The sequence below is a fragment of the Streptomyces sp. NPDC015032 genome, assembly GCF_043080425.1.
Classification (GTDB): Bacteria; Actinomycetota; Actinomycetes; order Streptomycetales; family Streptomycetaceae; genus Streptomyces.
Window position 1 is genome coordinate 45,088 of record NZ_JBIBVN010000013.1, and the last position, 20,649, is coordinate 65,736.

The window sequence follows — 20,649 nt, forward strand, 5'->3', positions numbered from 1 at the left end:
TGCAAGTGCCTTCCCTGGCGCTGGAACCGTGGGAGGCCTCCCGGGGCGCCCAGTCCTGCCGGGTGTGTGACGCGTAGCCCAGCATCCGGTCGTCGGTGTCACGCATCAGCTGGAGGCCTCCGTAGACCTGGCCGAAGGAGGCCTGACGTCCGTCCGTGGAGTGGGGGCGGGGCCCCCGAGCCCGTGGTACATCCGCATGACCTCGGGCGAGAACGGCTTCCCGTACACCAGCCCGGTGAAGACCTCCGCTACGAACTCGCGGGGGTTGCCGGCGGCGTAGGCGCTCACCCCAAGGGCGAGAGCCTGATGGGGTACGGCGTCGCCGTCCTGCCCGCTGCGGCCGGCGAACTGTGTGAAGGCCAGATCGTGGTACTGGGCACGGGCGTTGGTGTAGTGCAGGAAGTGGCCCAGTTCATGCACCATCGTGCCGACGCCGGAGGGGTCGAGCTCGGTCGAGAGGTAGCGGTACCGATTGCCGGCGAGCTTGTTGGTCAACGGATTGCCGACGACATCGGGCGAGGCGATCACCGCGTTGGGTGCGAGGTACTCGGCGCGCTGTAGCCGGCCCCCGCTCCGCTCGGCGACAACGTCGTTGTGGACTTCCAGGAACCGGCCGTACTTGGGCAGGTGCAGTTCGACATCGGGAACGTGGAAGCCGGCCTCCTGCACGGTGATCACGGCCTTGCGGAAGTTGTCGATCCGAGCGTCGCGGAGGCTGTCGGTGGGGTCCCCGTGGACGGTGACCTGCGTGCCGTGGACATCCTCGACCACCGGCGTCAGGTTCCCGAGGTGGGAGCCGGTGTCGAGTGCCTCGGCCTGGTTGGCCCGGTCGAGATAGGAGTTGAGTTCCGGGTAGAGCGTGGAGCGGGTCAGGTCGTTGCGGGCGCTGTCCATCAACTCCCGTACACGATCGGCGGACACACCCGCGTCTACGGTCACCCCACCAGCCGCCGCCTGGTCCCGCTTGGCCCCCAACTGCTGGCGCGAGAGCTCATCGGCAGCATTGAGCGCATCGTCCGACAAAGCGCCGTGGTGGGTGCGGTCGCCAGTGAAGATGTTGTGCGTGGTGTTGTTCGCCGGATCGACCTGATCCGGCAACCGTCGGCTCGCGAAGTCGCTCACATCAGGATGGATACGGGCGTACCGGTCGAGAAGTTGTGCCTGGTGCGCCCGCTCGGCGATGCGCTGGTGCAGATCGTCCTGCTCGGACCGGACGTGTGCGGTGAGGCGGTCGACCGCCCCGGCACGGTCGCTGGGGCTGTTCTTGCCTGACTTCCACGCTTCCACGGCATCGAGGATGGCCCCCAACTGACGCTGGTTGGTTTCATGGGCACCAGGCAGCTGCCGGCCGCCGTTCGCCCACTCGTGGACAGCCGTATCGATGCGCCGCAGAGCGTTGGAGCGCCGCGCCCGCGGCAGCGTCGACAGAGCCCGCCAACTGTCGATGATCTCGCTGTCCCCGACCCCGCGGCTATCGGTCGGGAGCGCGCCCGGCGTTGCTGTCGTCGGAGCGTCAGCGGGGGAACCGGGTGAGCGTGACGTGGGCCAGCGGTCAAGGGCCGGGTCGGTGGTGGGGCGGTTGCGCTGGACTGCGGGGTTCTCGCCCGGGGCGGTGAGGGGGTGGTCGTGGAAGACGGTGCTGAGGTCGACGGTGTCCTCGATGGCGGCCAGATAGCGCTCTGGCGGCGGCGCCAGGCGCGCGGTGTCGGCCATCAGGCCATCGGTGTGGACGGCCACGCTGTCCGCGTTCCGGCGGAAGAGAAAGTCCCGGTCCCGGTACTCGTCGGGCAGGCCCAGGTAGTGCAAGACCTCGTGGATCATCACCGGCAGGTACCTGTGGTCCTCGGTGGGAGGCCCGAGGTTCCAGTGCCGCTGGTCGGAACGACCGGGGTTGTCGGACCGGCTCACGATCACATGCTCGGGGTGATCGTCGTCATGGACCAGCCGCAGCTCGACATGGAACTGATCACCGGAGCGCGGAAGCGCGTAGCCGACTGCGTTGAAGTGCTCGTCCAGCGCGCCTTGGACGCCTGCCCGAAGGCCGGCCAGATCCTGCTCGGAAAAGCCACTGCCGGCCAGGCGGACGGGGAGTGTCACGACATGGTCGCGCACCCATGTGCCGTTGTGGGCCTCGATGCGGGAGACCTCGGCGCGCATCAGGGTCTGCGAGCCGGCCAGCGTGCCGGGAACACGGGGGCGGCTCATGGCGTCGATGGCCGGGTCGAACCTCTCGACATGCAGACGCCCGACATGCCCGTTCGGCACCTCCTTGCGACGCTCCACCCAGGTCGAGGGTTCGGCGGGGAAGGGCACCTGGTGAGCTGGACGACTCAGCACCTGCGCATTTGACGGGCTATCGGGAACATGAATCGGCGCCATGCTGACCGAAGTGCCTGCCGCCGGCTGCTCGACAACCGGTCCGTCCAGCCGGCGCTCACTTTCTGCAGTGACCCAGTGGATTCCCTGGAAAGCCTCCAGCGCACGGGGGGAGAACAGCGCTATCGCCTCCTTCCGCTGGAATGTCGGATAGGAGGAACCATCGAACTCGGCAACACCTTCCGCACCCGCCTTCATGGCGAACCGTTGAAGCGGAGGGAACTTTTCGCCACCGGGGATCCGGTCCTCGATCATGGCGGGGCCACTGATCTGCGGTGCCAGGTTCTTGAGCTCCTCGGGGAACTGCGACGGATCCACGGAGGACACCTCCATGTGCTTCCGCAGGGCGGCGAAGTTCTTGGGAATCGCGTCCAGGAGCGAGGTGATGAACTCCGATCCCGGTGGCGCGACGATGAGGTGGTTGCCGAGGACTCCCGCGTCCCACCGAAGCCGCGCCGCCAGATCCACTTGCTCGTTCCGGTCGGCGGGAGCGTCCACCCCTGCCGCGGCCAGCGCGTCGGCGACGCTGGCCATGTCTCGCACGCGTGGGGCGAGCAGGGGAAGATCCCCCGAACGCATGGTGATCTCTTCCATCGAGGACAGATCCACGGTTCCCGGATGCAGGTCCACGTCGGCGTAGACCCCGCCGATCCGCTCAAGGATCACGTAGCGCGCGATGTCGGAGGCCAGGTTGTAAGCCCCATTCGCCACAGCTGTCTCGTAGACCTCCAGCACTTGCGGCCGGTCCGCAATGCGCAGGGAATCAAGCGAATCCTGGTGGACGGTGACGATCTGCTCAAGACGCGTGCGCACCGGTCCGCTCCACTCGGCGTAGGTCGCATCGGTCCACAGGTGCTGTTGCCACCTGCCCCCGGCCGATCGTGCCCACGCCTCAAGGTTGTTCAACGCTCCCGCGCTGGGCTCCTGGCCCATCCAGAAGAAGTGAATGTCCTTGGGCACCGGGGTGAGCGTACCGGCGGGCGTTGCGATCTCGGCCACCCGCTCCGCGTAGCGCGCTTCGAGCTCACCGCGCAGTACGTGAAGGTTCTGAAGCTCCAATCGGCGCAGCAGGAGTCGGACTCGGGCATCCTGGCCACCCCTCACAGACTCGTCGACGTAGTCCATGAGCGCCTCGCGCCGGTCGGCGTCGAGTTGCGTCCGGTCGTGCGCCAGCAACCGCAGTACGCGTGCGGGCCCGTCGGCCACCGCCCAGATCCGGACCGTACGACGGGCCGCACGAGCCTCCGCGGCGGTCAGCGACTCCATGGGCGTCTCAGGAACCGGGGCGGCGGACTCGCCCTGGCCCCGGGACCGGGGAGCCTGGAGCAGGGAAGTGGCGGTCAGAGTATCCGGATCTCCGCTCCACAGCCGGGAGATTTCTTCGTTCAATTGGCTGCGCAGCACGTTCCACACCGCCTGAGCACGCTCCAACCCGGAGTCGGCTCTGCTCGGCATTCCGCGCAGCGACTGCCATTTGCTGCCGTTCCCGCCTCCTTCGACGTGAACCCGGAGCGGCTTCTCGTCGTGGGTGGCCCGGCGCACCGCTTCGGCGGCGACCGAAGCCGAGAAGTCCTCGATCTTGGTCAGTTGGTCTTCCCGGGGTCGCTTCGAACCTTCCCCGAAGGCGATCTCCGCGGTCGCATGGAAGGACTCCCCCGACGGGGGTGAAGCCGACGGCACCACGTCGCCGCCCTCCGGCGCGCGAGAGGCCGGCCAACGGTCGGCCTCGTGGGGCGCCGGCGGCGCGGGCTCTGTCCGCTCGGCCTCCGGGCCCCTCTGCGCCAGGTCGTCGTACATCACCTGCTCCGCACTGTTCTGCGAGGCGGAGTTGAGGGTTTCGAAGATCATGTCCGAGAACGTGGTGGTGGGCGGTACCGGTTCCGCCTGCGTGTCGGGGACGAAGGCCGGGCCGGTTTCGAGTGACTCTCCCGCCACGATCCACGCACCGCGGCGCTGTGCGACGGGGTCCGCGAGCAGACCCAGCACACCTCTGACGCCGTCGGAGTCGTTCGACGCTCTGACATGGCCGACCTCGGTGTCGGGCGCGTACCAGAGACGTCCGGGTATGGCCCGTGCCGCGTCCGTCGCCACGCTCCCGCCGTCGCCACTGCGGATCTTCGCCGTCTCGCACGCGACCAGTACGACCGGAGCCGGGGGCTGCGCCGGGTCCCTGAGCGTCTCCATGAAACGCGCGAACCGGGCACCGTCGACGACCAGCGGCTTTTCGCCCACCACATGGAGTTCGATGCCGTTCTCGGTGCCGTGCGCGTCGAAGAACAGCGGCCTGACCGGCTCCTTCGCATCCCGTGCCGGTGCGCCGGCCTGCCAGGGGACCTTGTTGGCCGGGGAGTCCGTGTCGCTGTCGGTGTCGAGTACGGCACCCCCTTCCTCCGTGGCCCGGTAGTGCGCGAACAGGACCTCGTCGGCGCGGTAGTTCGTGTAGAAGTCGTTGCGGGGGGCCCAGTCCCGGTCGTTGTGCGAGGCGTATCCGATGACTTCGCCCGTGGCGTCCCGGATCGTGCGGAGGTTCTGGCGTGCCTGCGTGAAGGAGACCTTCCGGCCGTCGTTGCCGACGAGTTCGTCCTTCGGTGTCCCGTTGCCTTGGTCCAGCTGTTGTGGTGCGGGGTCGAGGCCGCTCAGCAGTGTTCCGTTGTTCGGTAGCGGTGCTGTGTCCGAACCGGACCTGCCGCTGCCGAACCGTATTGAGCCCTTGATTGTCCTGACGGTGTTGCCGAGGCGTTTGGCCAGTGTTTCGCGCCGGGCGGGTGCGGAGGTGCTCTGGGGGGCTTCCTGGTTCTCGCTCTCGTCGGTCAGCCAGTCCAGACGTGTCCAGTCCGTCCACTCGGCTGCCCGGACACGGAACTCGGGGGGCGGCCCGAACCTGATGTTCGGGGCCTGTGTGGTGTCGAGGGACTTGATGTGCTCGTTGAACTGCCGCAGGAGGAATATCGGGCCGGTGCTGGCGCCTACGTTCTTCGACTTGATGGCCATCTCGAGGACACCTCTGGCGTAGGCGTCCTTGTTGTTGATGTCCGGCAGATTGTCCAGAACCTGCTTCATGAAGCGGCTTCGGGGGTGCGTGACGATGAACTGGTTCCCGAAGCGGCCTTCCTGGTAGGCGACTTCGGCGGCCTGGTGGATGTGGTCCGCGGTCACGGGTGCGTTTTCTTCGAGTCCGAGCAGTCTCCGTACGCTGTTGGGGTCGCGAAGCATGGGGCCGAACATCGGCAGGGTGTCGTCGCCCTTGGGCATCGTCACGCCCTCGGGACGCAGCACCACCTCTCCGGGGCCCAGGTCCACATCGAGATACACCCCGCCGTGTTTGTGGAGGAGGGCGTACCTGGCGATGTCGGAGGCCATCGCGAAGCTGTTTTCCTTGCGCGCGGCTTCGTACAGCTTGGATACCTTGGAGGGCAGTTTCTCCCCGCCGGGGGTCTTGTCCTTTTTGAACAGGTCCTCGACCCGGCCTTGATGAACGGTGCCGGAATCCACCAGGTCCTTGAGGAACTCCTTGTTGTTGCGCCGGCCGCCCTCGTCCGTCCAGATCGTCAGTTTCCACTGTGCTTCTTCTGCCTTGGCCGCCCATGTCCGGAGGTTGGCGCGGGCGCTGTCCGTCAGTTCGCCACCCAGCCAGACGAAGTTGAGGTCCTTGGGGACCATGGCCGACGGGCCGAGACCGGCGCCCACGTAGTGGACCGGACCGGCAGGAGATGTATCGCCGGCCGACGCGGTCGCGGTGCTCTGGGACAAAACCGTGTCGGCAGGCTGCTGCGTGATCTCCGAGTCGGCATTGAGCAGCAGGCCCGGACCTTGACTGTCCGGGAGTTTCGTTCCGTCGTCGGTGTCCTGGTGGGTCTGTTCTTTCTCCCGCGTGAGGAGGGTTTCGAGTTCGGTGGGCTCGCTCGCGGTCACCCACCGGCCCTGGCGCACGGTCGTCCGGTCCTGGAGGAGGGCCAGCACTCCGGTTGCCCCGCCCGCGGCGGCTCCGGCCGACGGTCCCACGTGGCCGACCGCGACATCGGGGGCGTACCAGCGGCGTCCGGGCACCGCCCGTGCCGCGTCCCGCACGACGCTTCCACCATCCGTGGAGCGGACGCTCGCCGTGTCACAGGCCACGAGCACCACCGGAGCCGGAGGCTGGTCGGGATCGCTCAGGGACTCCATGAAGCGCGCGAACTGCGCACCGTCCACCTCAAGCGGAAGGCCGTCGGCGATGTGGAGCTTGACGCCGTCCTGGGAGCCGTGCGCGTCGAAGAAGACCGGTTCGGGTGTCCGCTGCCCGGCCGGGGCGTTCGTGCCGGTGCGCCAGGGAACCGTGCGGGGCGACGCTTCGTCCTCGGCCACGGGGACGAACTTGCCGTCGTCCGTCGTCCGGTAGGCCTTGAAGGATGTCTCGTCGGCGCGGTAGTTCGCGTAGAAGTCCTTGCGCGGGGCCCAGTCCCGGTCGTTGTGCGAGGCGTATCCGATGACTTCGCCCGTGGCGTCCCGGATCGTGCGGAGGTTCTGGCGTGCCTGCTCGAAGGAGACCTTCCGGCCGTCCTTGCCGACGAGTTCGTCCTTCGGAGTCACGCTGTCCTGCGGGGGCCGCTGCGATACGGTGTCGAGGCCGCTCAGCAGTGTTCCGTTGTTCGGTAGCGGTGCTGTGTCCGAACCGGACCTGCCGCTGCCGAACCGTATTGAGCCCTTGATTGTCCTGACGGTGTTGCCGAGGCGTTTGGCCAGTGTTTCGCGCCGGGCGGGTGCGGAGGTGCTCTGGGGGGCTTCCTGGTTCTCGCTCTCGTCGGTCAGCCAGTCCAGACGTGTCCAGTCCGTCCACTCGGCTGCCCGGACACGGAACTCGGGGGGCGGCCCGAACCTGATGTTCGGGGCCTGTGTGGTGTCGAGGGACTTGATGTGCTCGTTGAACTGCCGCAGGAGGAATATCGGGCCGGTGCTGGCGCCTACGTTCTTCGACTTGATGGCCATCTCGAGGACACCTCTGGCGTAGGCGTCCTTGTTGTTGATGTCCGGCAGATTGTCCAGAACCTGCTTCATGAAGCGGCTTCGGGGGTGCGTGACGATGAACTGGTTCCCGAAGCGGCCTTCCTGGTAGGCGACTTCGGCGGCCTGGTGGATGTGGTCCGCGGTCACGGGTGCGTTTTCTTCGAGTCCGAGCAGTCTCCGTACGCTGTTGGGGTCGCGAAGCATGGGGCCGAACATCGGCAGGGTGTCGTCGCCCTTGGGCATCGTCACGCCCTCGGGACGCAGCACCACCTCTCCGGGGCCCAGGTCCACATCGAGATACACCCCGCCGTGTTTGTGGAGGAGGGCGTACCTGGCGATGTCGGAGGCCATCGCGAAGCTGTTTTCCTTGCGCGCGGCTTCGTACAGCTTGGATACCTTGGAGGGCAGTTTCTCCCCGCCGGGGGTCTTGTCCTTTTTGAACAGGTCCTCGACCCGGCCTTGATGAACGGTGCCGGAATCCACCAGGTCCTTGAGGAACTCCTTGTTGTTGCGCCGGCCGCCCTCGTCCGTCCAGATCGTCAGTTTCCACTGTGCTTCTTCTGCCTTGGCCGCCCATGTCCGGAGGTTGGCGCGGGCGCTGTCCGTCAGTTCGCCACCCAGCCAGACGAAGTTGAGGTCCTTGGGGACCATGGCCGACGGGCCGAGACCGGCGCCCACGTAGTGGACCGGACCGGCAGGAGATGTATCGCCGGCCGACGCGGTCGCGGTGCTCTGGGACAAAACCGTGTCGGCAGGCTGCTGCGTGATCTCCGACTCGGCATTGAGCAGCAGGTCGTCCGTCGCAAGAGGCACGGCGGGCCGGTACCGGTCGTCCGCCACGTGCAGCACCACGCCCGACCGCGTGTTCCCTCCCGCGTCCGTTCCAGGAACGCCGAATGTCAGATGGTTCAGGTCCGACAGGACCACGGTCACCGGGACCCCGAGCACGCGGGCCGCGAGCAGCGCCGCCAGGTCGCCCGCCGAGTGGTTCCAGCCGACGTCCTTGCGGTCGCCCATCTGCCCGTCGCCGGACCGCAGCAGTGCCGTACGGGCCAGCTCCAGACGCTGGTCGGGGGCCAGCCCGGCGGCCACTGTGTCCGGGAGGCGGCCGCGCGAGTCGACGTGTTCGGCGGCTTGCGCCGCGCTGAGCGCGATACCCGCGTCGGCCAGCTCCTGTGCGGTGAACCGCTCCTGCGGATCGATGGCGAGGAACTCCGCGAGTTCGTCGCGGTCCGCCATCAGACGGTCGGCGAGGCGTTGCCTCAAGTGCTCGACATCAGCGGCGGAAAGGCTTCTGCCCTGCGCGTGGAGCCCCAGCTCGGCGAGGAGCCCCGGATGGGCGCGCTCGACCGCGTCGAGGAGGGACCGGTGGAAACTCGTACCGAGGTCGAGGCGCGCGGGTCCGGTGGAGGGCGGCTCCACGAGGTGGAGGACGCGGCCGTCCGGCGCCTTCAGGGCGATGGGCCGGCCCTCGGTGTCCTCGCCCTGGGCGATGTACGGGTCGGGGACGGACGTCGCGTCGGCCGGGCGGACGTAGCCCTCGGGTTCCGGCGCGGGGTGCCAGGGGGTGACGACGCGGGGGGCGCTTCCTTCGGGCCGCGGCTGAAGAACCTGGCGCGTGGACGCGTCCACCGATTCGAAGTTCGTCTGCACCAGAGCGAGTTCGCGGTAGTCGGCCGTCAGCTGTGCGACTGCCCCGTCGTACGCCGACCGCGCGTTCCTCAGCTCGGCATCGACCGTGTCGAACCGCCCCGCGGCCCCCTCCCGGTCCGGTGTCTTCCGGGCTCGGGCCTCCTGCAGCTGGGCGGCCTCCATGGTGTGCCGGGCGGCCTGCACGGCCTCCAGCGAAGACCGGTAAGCGGCGTCCGCCGTCCGCAGGCGCTGCGCCCAGCCCGCTGCCTTGGTCTGTTCCCGGCGTACGGCGTCCGTGTCCGGCAGCGGTCCGGCGTCGCCGAGCCAGAACTCCGTACGGGCGAGGACGTCCTCCCGTGTGACCAGGTGCGGCGGTCCGGTGAGGCCGGCGGCCGGGCCCGCTTGGGGCACCGTGCCTTCGAGGCCTTCGGAGAGCGGGGGGTAGCCGGCGACCGTGACGGGAGCCTGTTCGGCGGCCGCGGCCGCGGCCGGCTCGCTCCAGGTGACCGGCGGCGTACCGGAGGGACGGGGGCCGGTGATCGTGTAGTACTCGACCGCCTTCCAGGCGGCCTCCGAGGCACCGGCGAGGTGCTGCTCGACGGTCGCGAGGTCGCGGCGATGGTTGACCAGGTCCTGCTGGGCTTCGGCGTACCGGGAACCGGCCGTGGCGAGCCGCTCCCGAGCCGCGGCCACGTCCGTGCCGGTGGGAGCCGGCGTCTCCAGGAGGCGCCGGAGCTCCGCCCGGAGGGAGGAGGCCTCGCTGTCGAGTGCGCGAAGGCGCCGCTCGGCCGTCTCCGCCTTCTTGGCGGTCTCGGTGTACTTCTTGGTCTGCTCCTTGACCGTGTCCGCAGCGGTCTCGACCTCGGGCGGCAGCAGTCCGTGCTCCCGGGCGACGTCGAACGACACCCACATCGTCACCCCGTCCTGCACCGTGTGCTCGACGGTGACCGGCGGCCGGGACCCGGGCCTGAGCACCGACGGGACGACCGGAAGGTCCGCGATACGGTGCGACGCCTTCGCCGTCTGGAGTACGCGCAGGGGAGCCTGGACGAGTACGGCGCCGCCGGCGAAGGGCTTGAGCGTGGTCAGCGCGGAGGTCCGGCGGTCGGCGGCACTGCCCGCCGCGTCGGAGTCCGCCCAGCCAGGTACGGCGGCCGTGGTCTGGACCAGGGGCTGCGTCTGGAAGCCCGGTCCCGCGGTCATCGCCGGCGTGTGCGCTTCGGTGGTGTCACCCGTGTAGGTGTCGTTGTCCATGGTCCGCCGGCTGCCGCCGAGCCCCGCTTGCGGGTCCACCGCCAGCAGACGGGCCCGGGACATATCGATGTCCGCGGAGATCTTCAGGGTCGCGTCCGAGCCGCCGATCGTCGACGTGGTGTCGTGCAGCGTGACGGTCAGGCTGTCGCGGATCATCTGCGGCAGGTAGGCGCTCAGCACGTCGGTGCTGATGCCCCCCTTGAGGGCTTCACCGGCTGCGGTGCCGGGCCGCGTCAGCACCGTCTTGCACACATATCGGCCATTGCCGTCCGTGGGCATGGCCGTCGCGGCGTTGCTCGTGGCGCCGCGTCCCTTGACGGCGAGGTCGACGGCGTACGCTGCGGCATCCCGGAGGACGGTGATGCCGCCGACAGTGGTGACGACGACGCTCTCCGGGCCGGTGGCGAACAGCTCCCTGCCTGCCGCGTTGCGCTCCCGCAGCGTCACGGCCTGCTGCTGGTCCGGGGGAAGCAGTACCGGGCGGGCGGCTTCCCGGGGGGTGCGTGCCACCGACGGTTCGGTGGTCCGCGGTTGGGTGGTCTGCGGTTCGGTGGTCCGCGGTTCGGTGGTCCGCGGTTCGGTCGTCTGCGGTTCGGTGGTCCGCGGTTCGGTGGTCCGCGGTTCGGTCGTCTGTGGTTCGGTCGTCCGCGGTTGGGGGGTCCGCGGTTCGGTCGTCTGTGGCCGGGCGAGGCTCAGGGGCAGTACCACCTCGGCGTCGCCGACGGGGTACGTGTGACTCACCACGGTCCCGTCGGGCAGCTCAAGGGTGAAGGTGACGTCGAACCTCGTCCGACCGGTCACCACCGGTCCCTCGAAGGAAACTTGGGCGCTGACGGCGTCGGTGACCGCGTGTGCCAGGGAGGACGAATGGGTGGACCCGACCCGGTCGTCGAGGGTGAAGCCGCCGCTCCGGAGACCCGGTTGGCCCAGGACGGTGGGCATCTCGCCGAGCCGGTAACCGGCCTCGTACCCGCGCGCCAGCTTCTCCGTGACGGTCTCCGCCGTGGACGTGGGCCGGGTGATCGTGGGCTTCACGTCGTGGCGCAGCGCACCGGCGGTGAAGCCGGACCGTTCCAGGGTCACTGTGAGACTGGCGTCCTTCGCCGGCCCGATCTTGTTCCGGGCCAGACGCAGGGAGGTGCCGCCGTTCTCCATGCCCGTCTGGAGAGCGCGTATACCGGACGGCGACAAAGTGGTCATCTGCCGTGCCAGGCCGCCGAGCTGGTCGGCCAGCAGACTCCTGGGTCCGAGCCAGCTCTTGTGCTGGGGCAGGGTTTCCAGCAGGCGGCTCGTGAAAGCGCTGATCGCCGGGCCCATATCGATGCGGCCGACCGTGAGCGTGGCATGAGCGGCCGCACCGACGGCGGAGTACTGCTGCGGGGGCGGCGGAGCGGTGAGACCGTCGTCGAAGAGACCGGCCTTCCTTGCCTCGGCGAGCGGCATCCATACGAGCAGGCCGTCGGGGATCTCCACGATCCGGCCCTGGGGCGGCCGTCCACGCACCAGCTCCATGGGTGCCTGGAGCAGACCGGACGGCTGGGAGCGGGCCGCGAGGTGCCAGGCCACATCGGCGCCGACCAGGACCATCGGTCCGGTGTACTGAACCGTGTGGGCCGGGTTCGCCGAGAAGGTCTCGGCCGTGGTCGCGGTGCTGGTGCGCTGGTACGGCGACGCGGTGAGACCGTAGGTGCCGGCGGTCTGGAACGCGTCGGTGTGCTTGGCCCGGAAGGCGAGCAGGGACGAGATGGTGTGACTGCGGACGTGGGCGACCGAGTGTCCCGCCCCACTGGTTCCCGAGCCGATGTTGGAGAGGGCCAGATCGCTGGAGTCGACGACGGCGAGCACGCGCGTCCCGCGCACCTGGGGCCAGGCGCTGACCGACGCGGTGATGTCGGTGACGGCCGTCCGCCCGAACAGGTCGCTGACGTGCTTGCCCGTCTGTGCCGCGTCGCTGAAGTCCGCTTCGTTGCGGCCGACTGCGAACGCTTCGGCCAGGGCGCCGGAGGCGGGGGTCCCGTCGGTTCCGTAGATCCAGGAGTTGCCGGAGACGGAGGCGAGCAGTTCCTTGAGGTGGTGCAGCACGACCTCGGGCGAGGTGACGCTCTGCACGGAGTGCAGGCCGCCGAAGAGTGCGTGGGGCGTCCAGTCATCCGTGGAGACGGGTTTCCCGGAGGAGAGCAGTTCGGCCATGGCCCGGTCCATCGGCACGGGCACGGGTGCCGGGACGGTCTCCGGCCGGTTGACCGGCAGGGTGGAGGGGACGGACAGCGACGCGGGTACGGCGAGGGTGACACGGCCGGTGACGGGGGCCTGGTCGGCCTGTCCGTCGACCTGCCCGGCGGTCAGGACATCGACGCTCCCGGCGGCCTGCTTCACGAACCACCGGGTACTGAGCAGCTCGCCGGTCATGGTCCGTGCGATCTGGCGCGGCCGGGTGAAACTGGTGGCCTCCGCGGCGAAGGCCAGGTGGTACGACCACAGGTGCTGCGACCCGGAACTGGTGATGCCGCCGTCCGGGGTCAGCGTCGGACCGTACGTCATGCCGTAGGCGGTCTGCCTGCCGTACCGGTAGCCGATGCTGCCGGTGCCGCCGAAGCGTTCGATCCCGGACAGTCCCACGTCGACGCCGACCGACCAGCCATGAGTACGTGTGGTCGCGCTGTCCGCGCGTCGGGTCGACAGGACGTTGTTGGCCAGACCCAGGTCGTGGTGGGTGCCCACGAACTGACGGCCCGTCGCCTCGGCCCGCACGGTGAGCACGACGTACTGCTTGTTGAGGGAGTCGAGCTGCTCCAGCTGGATGCGCAGTCCGGTGCTCGTCAGACGGTCGAGCGAGCCCTCCAGCACCGTACGGGAGAGCGCCTGGCGCAGCAGATGGGTGTTGCGCACCGCGTTGTTGTACTTCCGGTCGCTGCCGCCGTTGCGGTCGCCGGTGATCGCGGTCTCCGGCCGGGGCGGAAGCACCAGGTCGGGGTAGGCGTGGTGCAGGCCGGCCTGAATGCGGTCGACCAGCACGTCCGTCAGGGATGCCTGGGGCGGGACCGACTGCGAGTCGCGGGTCGCCGCGAGGTCCAGGACCGCGTGCAGGCCGAACGTCGCCGGGTTCGACAGCGACAGGTACGCGGGGGCGGGGGGTGCTTCGGCGTCCGGGACGGGTGCGGTGCCGTCGTCCCAGCCGGCCAGTCTGCGTGCGTCGGCCCGCGGCAGCTGCACGGTGGCGGTGAGGAAGGTACCTTCCTCGTTCGGGTCGTTCCGGTCGGCCTGGCCGGTCCGTTCGGCCGGCACGGGTGATTCCCCTACGCCGTTCGGCCTGCGCAGCTCCACACGGAAGCGGACGTCGTAGAGCCCCGAGTGACCACGGCTGTTGAGCGTCCGCACGGACTCGGCCGTGTTGCCGCTGTAGCTGCTCTCCGCACGCTGGGTCGTCAGGCCGGCCGATCCCGCGACCTGGAGGTTCAAGGCGCCCGCGGGCTGGAGCAGCGCGAACTGAGGGCCGGCGGAGATCCCGAGCGCGGCGCCCTGGGTGTTCTTCTTCTCCGTGGTGGCGGTGGAGCGTTGTGCGTCGGCCTTCTTGACCTCGGTCTTGTCGGATGCCTGGAGCAGTGTGGCATCGACCGGGATCAGCCGGAGTTCGACGGAGCCCAGTGACCGGTTGCCCAGTCCGGCGAAGAGCGGGGCACTGACCACCGTCTCCCCGGAGCTCTGCGCGATCATGGTGCGCAGGCTCTCCTCGCCGAACAGATCGGCCAGTTGGTGGCGGAGGAAGCTGCCGGGGGTCGCCTCGGGAAAGTTCCTGAGTGCCCAGTCCAGCAGCCGGGTCTGAGTGGTGACGCTCAGCGGCGCGAGCAGGTGCGGCCGGGCGCCGGGCGCGAACGTGAACGCGGTGGGCAGCCGGTCCGGGATCGCCGGGTCGGTGACGCTGTCCGGGACCCGCCAGGTGACTCCGTCCTGGATGCGGTAGCGCCTCTGTTCGGCGGTGCCGGCCTGCTGGGTGGCGGCCTGCTGCTGGTTCGCGGGCTGCTCACGGCCCTTCTTGTCCCAGACGCGCGAGGACTCGACGACGATGTGCAGGTCGCTCACATGCAGATGACTGCCGTCCTTGCCGACCGCGGTCACACTGCTCTGGGCACGGCTCTCCTGGGTGTACGTGTAGCCGGCTTCCATGCGCCGCGCGCTGAGGGACACCGACCCGAGCGCGCCGAAGGTCCCCGCGGAGGGACCGAGCGGGACCGCCACTCCGAAGGCGCGGGAGGTGCCGAGGGACTTGGTCTCCGTAGCTCCGGGACGGGTGCGGAGCTCGGTCTCGATCTTGACGGGAGCGTCAGCGGCCTTGGCCTCGGCGGTCTTCGACGCGTCCTTCTTCGATTCGTCCGTCTTGGACGCGTCGGTCTTGGGCGCGTCGGTCCTGGGCGCGTCGGTCCTGGGCACGTCGGTCTTGGACGCGTCGGTCCTGGCCCCCTCCGCCTGCGGTTCCTTTGCCTTCGACGTGGTCGAACTGCCCTCGTTCTCGATTCCGTCCTTGTGCGGTGCGGACTCGGCCACGTCGTCCACGGCGGCCGGCGCCGATGGCTCGGCATGGCGACGCCAGTTCCCATAGCTCTCCACCGAGAGGGAGATCTCCCGGTGGCCGCCGTCCATGGTCGGCAGGACGAAGGTCCGGGGGCTGAGCAGCGTATGCGGACTCTGGGTGAGCACCCGCTTCAACTCGTCGAGCCCGTCAGGGCGCAGACGCCATCCCGTCGCGACGGAATCAGCCAGCAGGTCGACACCTCGGATGGTGATCCGTCCGTGTCCGTGGCCCTTCATCGACTTCGGCAGCATCGCGTTGTCGTCGAACGTGACGAACCCACCGGACCGCTCCGGTGGGAGCGGATCCACGCCGTGGCTCAGCAGCGGAGGGGCGAAGGCCGCAGTCTCCACCTTCACGCCCGGGTTCTCGATCCGGCGGAACACCTCGTCGCGGAGGGCCTCCTCGGTCGTCAGGTCCGGACGGTCGCGGCGTGCCCGGTACATCCGCTGCTCGTACTCGTCCGCCGAGAGGGCGTTCAGGGCCTTGTCGCGGGCCGCGGGCTGCTGCTGCACGCCCGACGAGCCGGCCGGTGAGGAGCCGTCACCGCCAGGGCCGCCCGGCGGCTCCTCGTTCTCCTTCACCGGGCTCTCGGAGTCCTTGGGGAAGGAGGCCACGGAATCGGTGTCGTCGTCGACCGACGTCCTGCCGGACGGCACGTCCGCATCACGGTCGCCCTCGTGACCGGCCTTGTCGTCGGAGTCGAGGCCGGATGTGTCATCAGCCTTCGAGCCGGACGTGTCATCGGACTTGAGAGCGACATCGTTGTTCGCTTCGGGTTCCGAAGTGGTCCGCGTGTCGGTGAGGGACCGCGTGTCGTCCTCGGTCCGTGTACGCACACGACGGGTGTTCGGCGACGGCAGGTCGTCCCGCTCCCGTGAGTGCAGGCTGTCACCGTCCTTCCCCCCGGACTCCGACACATCGTCCAACTGCCGCGGAGCCTCCGTCAGCTGCTCGCCCGGCGGCACCGGAGCGCGCCGGTCCCGTTCGGCGCCGGCCGGCCGCGGGGTCTTCCCCGCATTGCCGCCACCCTCGTCGACGTTCGCCCGGGAGACCGGATTGCGCACGGTTGCCGACGGCCCGGCATTCGAGGGGCCCGACGTGTCCGTCAGATCCGTGTCCTGGACGTCCGGGCTCTTCTCCGGTACGGCGTCGTCCGCCTTGGGGGTACCGGGCTCATCGCCGGTGGCGACCAGGTTCCGCAGGCGTTCCACCAGTGTGCGGGCGTCATGGGCGGCCTGTTCACGTATCTCTTCGGGCAGCTTGTCGAGCGAGCGGTCGATACGCCGGTCCAGGTCCCGCAGGCGGTCCGGAGCACGCAGTTCCCGCTCCAGGCGCTCCTGCCCCTCACGCCTCAGCTCCGCCGTCTCCGCGTCGTAGCCGTCGAGGATCCGGTCGATGGCCTGCGGGTCGTCCGCCGCCTCGGCCAGCCTGTTCTGCCATGCGGCACGGCGTTCGGTGCTGCGCTGCGCCCCCTCGGGGTCGCCGTCCGCGATGGCCTTCAGACGACGGTCACGCTCCAGCTGTGCCATCCGGTCGAGCTGCTCCCGCTCGACGGCCTGCCTCGCCGTGTCGTCCTCGGCGTTCGCGCGCCGGTCTTCCCACTGCTGCCGCTCCTCGCGCGACATCCCGGTGTCGTCCGTGCCCTCGCGCAGCCGGTCGAGCCGCTCCTCCAGAATCCGGTCGTTCTCCGCCCGGGAGTCCCCGGACCGGTCCCGGGCGGGGGTGCCGTCGCCGCCGTCGCCACCGGGACCGTCCTGCGGCGGTGGCAGCGGTTCGGAGGACTCCTGCTGGTGGCCGCCCTCACGCAAGGCGTCCAGCCTCGCCCGGAAGGACGCCAGTTCGGCTTCCCTGCCGAGGGTGACCGTACGGCGTTCGTACTGCGCGTCGAGGTCGCTTCCCCGCCCCGGTCCTTCGAACCGGCTCTTCCAGGTGGCCAGCTCCGTCTCGGATGCCCCGAGATCCCGCAAGGTCGCGAGCCGTCGCGACGTCTCCAGCTCGGCGTCGTAGTCGGCTTGCACCCTGCGGAGATCCTCGGGGGTCGCCGCCTGCTCCCGGCGGTCCTCCCATTCGAGGAACCGCTCGCGGTCCATGCCCGCTTCTTCGGCGTCGGCCCGCCGGTTGTCGGCCAATTGCTTCCCGAGCGCCTCGGGGGTGCTGTCGGCGCGGGCGCTCAGTTCGGACCCGAGGGTGCCGAGACGGTTCTCGAACTCGTCCAGCAGCTGGGTCGTGCGACGCGGATCGCCGCCGAGGGCCGACTGCTCGATGTCGAGGGCATGGCGCAGCCACTCCGTACGGCGCATGCCCAGCTGCGCGGCCCGTGCCTCGTATCCGCCGTCCATATGACGGCGGAACTGCTGGAGTCGTTCACCGAGACCGTGCACGGCGACGAGGTCGCCGAGTTCCCGCAGGCCGTCGGCGGCATCGGCGTGCCTGCCCGCCCGGACGTCGTCCCGGATGCGCTCGCTCAGCCGCTGCCGTGTCTCCCGGTCGACGCCCACCCGCCGCGCATCCGCCAGCAGGGCGTCGGTCTCCCGCTCCACGTCCTTGGTCAGCCTGCGCTGCTCGGTGGGGGCCAGGCCCTCGGGCACGACGGGCAGCTGCTCCAGCCGGGTCACCGGGTCGTCGGTGAGGCCGCCCAGTTCGTCGAGGCGCGTGATCAGCGCATCGACATCGCCGTCGTTGTGCTCGTCGAAGCCGTCGCGGAAGGGCAGTTCGTCCTGCGACTCCGTACGGAGAGGATTCGGCGAGTCATCCGTGGCCGGCCCCGTCCCGTCGTTCCCGCTTTCGGTCCGCTCCGTCTCCGGCCGGCTCTCGGCCGGGGGCTCGGTGCCGGGCGGGGCCTCGGGAACGTCCGGGAACACGAGGTCCGGTTCGCCCTCCGCGAAGGGCGGGGCACCGGGTTCGTTCTGCGGGACGTCGGGGAACAGCGCATCGAGCCCGTCCGGGGACGGACCTGTGGGTGTCTGCTGACGCGATCCGCCGGGGGAGACGCCGGCACCCGGGGCCGTGGACACGGTCGGTACGGGGCGCGGCGGCGCTGCGATGCCGCCCGCACCGTTGTACGGGAGGGCTCCGTCGCCGTCGAGGCCCGGCGTCGTCCCGTCGGGATCCGGTCCGCCGGCGCCCTCCTCCTCCAGGGCCGCGCGGTACTGCTCACGGAGTTCGTCCACCCGTGCGGGGCGGCCGAGACCGTCCGAGTCGCCCTCGCGCAGCTTTGCCATCCGTGCCGCCAGGTCGGAGTCCGAGTGGTCGGAGTGGTCGGAGTCGTTCGAGTTCTGCCGGTCCTTGAGCCGGTCCAGGCGCTCCTGAAGGCGATCGAGGTCGTTCGCGGTCCGGTTTCCCGGCCCGGAGTCACTGGACCGGCTGGACGACGCCACGCCTGAGCCGTCGTCGGACGTCTGCGGAAGGTCGTTCCGCGGTACGTCGGGCAAGTCCGCCAGGAGCCGCTCCGCCTCCGGCGACAACACCGTGCCCAGCGTGGTGTCGGGTACGTCCGGGAGGCCCTCCAGAAGCGTGTTCACGTCCGTGAGTTCCTGCGTCACGTTCTCGTGTACCTGGTCCGGGGAGGGCGGCGTCTCGGGTACGTCCGGGAGGCTGTTCAGCAGGAGGTCCAGCTCAGGCACCGAGTCCGGCGGTACGGGTGGTTCGGGCGTGGGGGAGCTGGTGGTCGAGTCGCCGGAGTTGTTCGCGGCGTTGGTGTTGTCCGAGCTGGTGGTCTCGTTCGTATGGCCCGTGAAGTTGCCGTCGTTCGTGCTGTTCGTGAAGTTCGTGTCGTTCGAACTGGTGGCGAAGGAGGGGGCGGACGCCTCGGGCAGGTCGTACGGTGCGGCGTTCCCGTCGTCGTCGCTCGAATACAGCGTCCGGTTGTCCGAGAAGTCGTCCGCGTCCAGGTAGTACAGGCTGCCGCTGTCCGAGGCGTTGTCGTCGCCGCTCCGCAGCGACACGTTGTCCGAACCGGAGTCCGAGGCCGAATCGGTGAGCGTGCGGTTGTCGGCGTCGTTCCTCGGGCCGGAGCCGTCGCGCACCGTCGTGTTCGACTCGGTGTTCGGCCGGGGCGCGGTGGACGGTGGGGTGGGCGAGTCGGACGAGAAGACCGGAGGGCGCGGCGGCGGAGCGGCCGGGGGACCCTGGACCGCGTGGTGCAGGGCCTGGAAGCCGTGCGCGACTCCCCGGCCCATGACGCCGCCCGCCGCGCCCGCGGCCGCCGTCCAGCCGCTGACCGTGAACTTGTGCTCGGGCCCGAAGATCAGGTTGTACATGCCCTCGGTGACCACGGCGTGGCCCGATTCGCCGGCGATCTCGCCGACGAAGTTGCCGATCCGGAAGCCGATGTTTCCTTCGATGTTCTTGCTGATGGTCTGTACGAACGAGCCGGGCAGGTCGTGGGAGAGCGCACGTACCCCGTTCTCCCCGAGGTCCTTCACGTACGGCTTGAGCGCGTCGTCCAGCGAATGGGTCAGCCCCTGCCAGTCGGCCTTGCCTCCCCAGTTCTTGACCATCGCCTCGCCGTACTCGCGGCCCAGGTTCCGGGCGGTCTCGTTGCCGAGGGAGTCCCCGAGGTTCTTCTCGAAGGCGTTCGCGAAGTCCTTGACGACCTCCCGGCCGACCGCTCCGGCGGCCGCCCCCCTCGCGCCGTCCGCCCCCACATGGTTCAGGGATTCGTTGGTCCGGCCCATGATGTTGCCCAGGCGCTCGCCGAGCTTGCGGGCGGACTCCTCCGAGATCGTCTGGCCCGCGGCACCCGCTCCGGCCCTTCCGCCGGCTCCGGCCGCGCCGTCGCCCGCGGCTCCCGCGCCCGCACCCGCGCTGCCGGCGCCCTTGCCGGCGCCCGCACTCGCGGCTCCGGCACCCTTGCCTGCGGCACCGGCCCCCGCGCCACCCGCACCCTTGCCGAGACCGCCCGCCCCCGCCCCGCCCGCGCCCTTGCCGATACCGCCCGCCCCCGCGCCACCGGCACCCTTGCCCGCGGCACCGGCCCCCGCCCCGCCCGCGCCCTTGCCGAGACCGCCCGCGGCCTTGCCCGCACCGCCTGCGGCACCGCCCGCGCCCTTGCCGCCCCCGGCCAGCCCCTTGCCCAGCACGTTCCCCGCGTCATTGCCGAGGATCTTGCCCAGCCCCTTGCCGGTCAGGTTGCCGAGCAGCTTGCCGAGCCCGCCGCCCAACAGTGCGAACGGCCCGCCGAGCGCACCGCCGATGGCGGCGAACTTCGCGGCGTCCGCGGTGAAATCCTTGTTCCACTCCGTACGGTCGCCGCGGCCCATCTGGGTGAGCTGGAGGATGGAGTCGAGCAGCAGACCGCCGATGAGGCCGGTGATGGTCTGCATGATGATCTGGGTCAGCAGGAACTTGAGGATCAGCGCAGCCATGGCACGGAACGCGGCGATCGCGGCGGCCGCCCAGATCTCGGACAGCCCGGCGGTCACCGGCATCAGGGCCTGGGCCAGGGCTATCTGCGCGACGAGCAGGGCCAGTTGGCCGAAGATCATCCACTTGGTGTACTCGATGTCGGCAGCAGTCTTGTGGGCGTTCTTCGACAGCTTGATGGCGTCCTCGTAGGCCCGTTCGAGGATGCTCTCGTTGCCGTTCGTCCGCTCGACGAACTGCCGCGCGTACGTCACGAACCGTGTCGCGGTCTCGCCCTCGAAGTCCTCGTCGACGCGGCTGACGACCTGCCGCAGAAGCTCCTCCACCTCACGGAACTTCTCGGCCATCTGGCGATACTCGTCACTGACCACCCGCAGGGTGTCCTCGTTCGCCTGCGGGAAGGGCATGCCGGTCAGAGTCTTGAGGAGGGTTGCCCACCCCTCGGAAACCTCAATCGCCATTGTGTGGTG

Annotated in this window: 1 protein-coding gene; it reads right to left on the reverse strand. The window is 69.7% G+C overall.

From position 1 onward, the window contains the following. Positions 1–105: 105 nt before the first annotated feature. Positions 106–20,586 (reverse strand): glycosyltransferase, encoded by a 20,481-nt coding sequence (locus tag ACF08M_RS20035; RefSeq protein ID WP_392186591.1) that lies wholly within the window; start codon positions 20,584–20,586, stop codon positions 106–108. Positions 20,587–20,649: the final 63 nt, after the last annotated feature.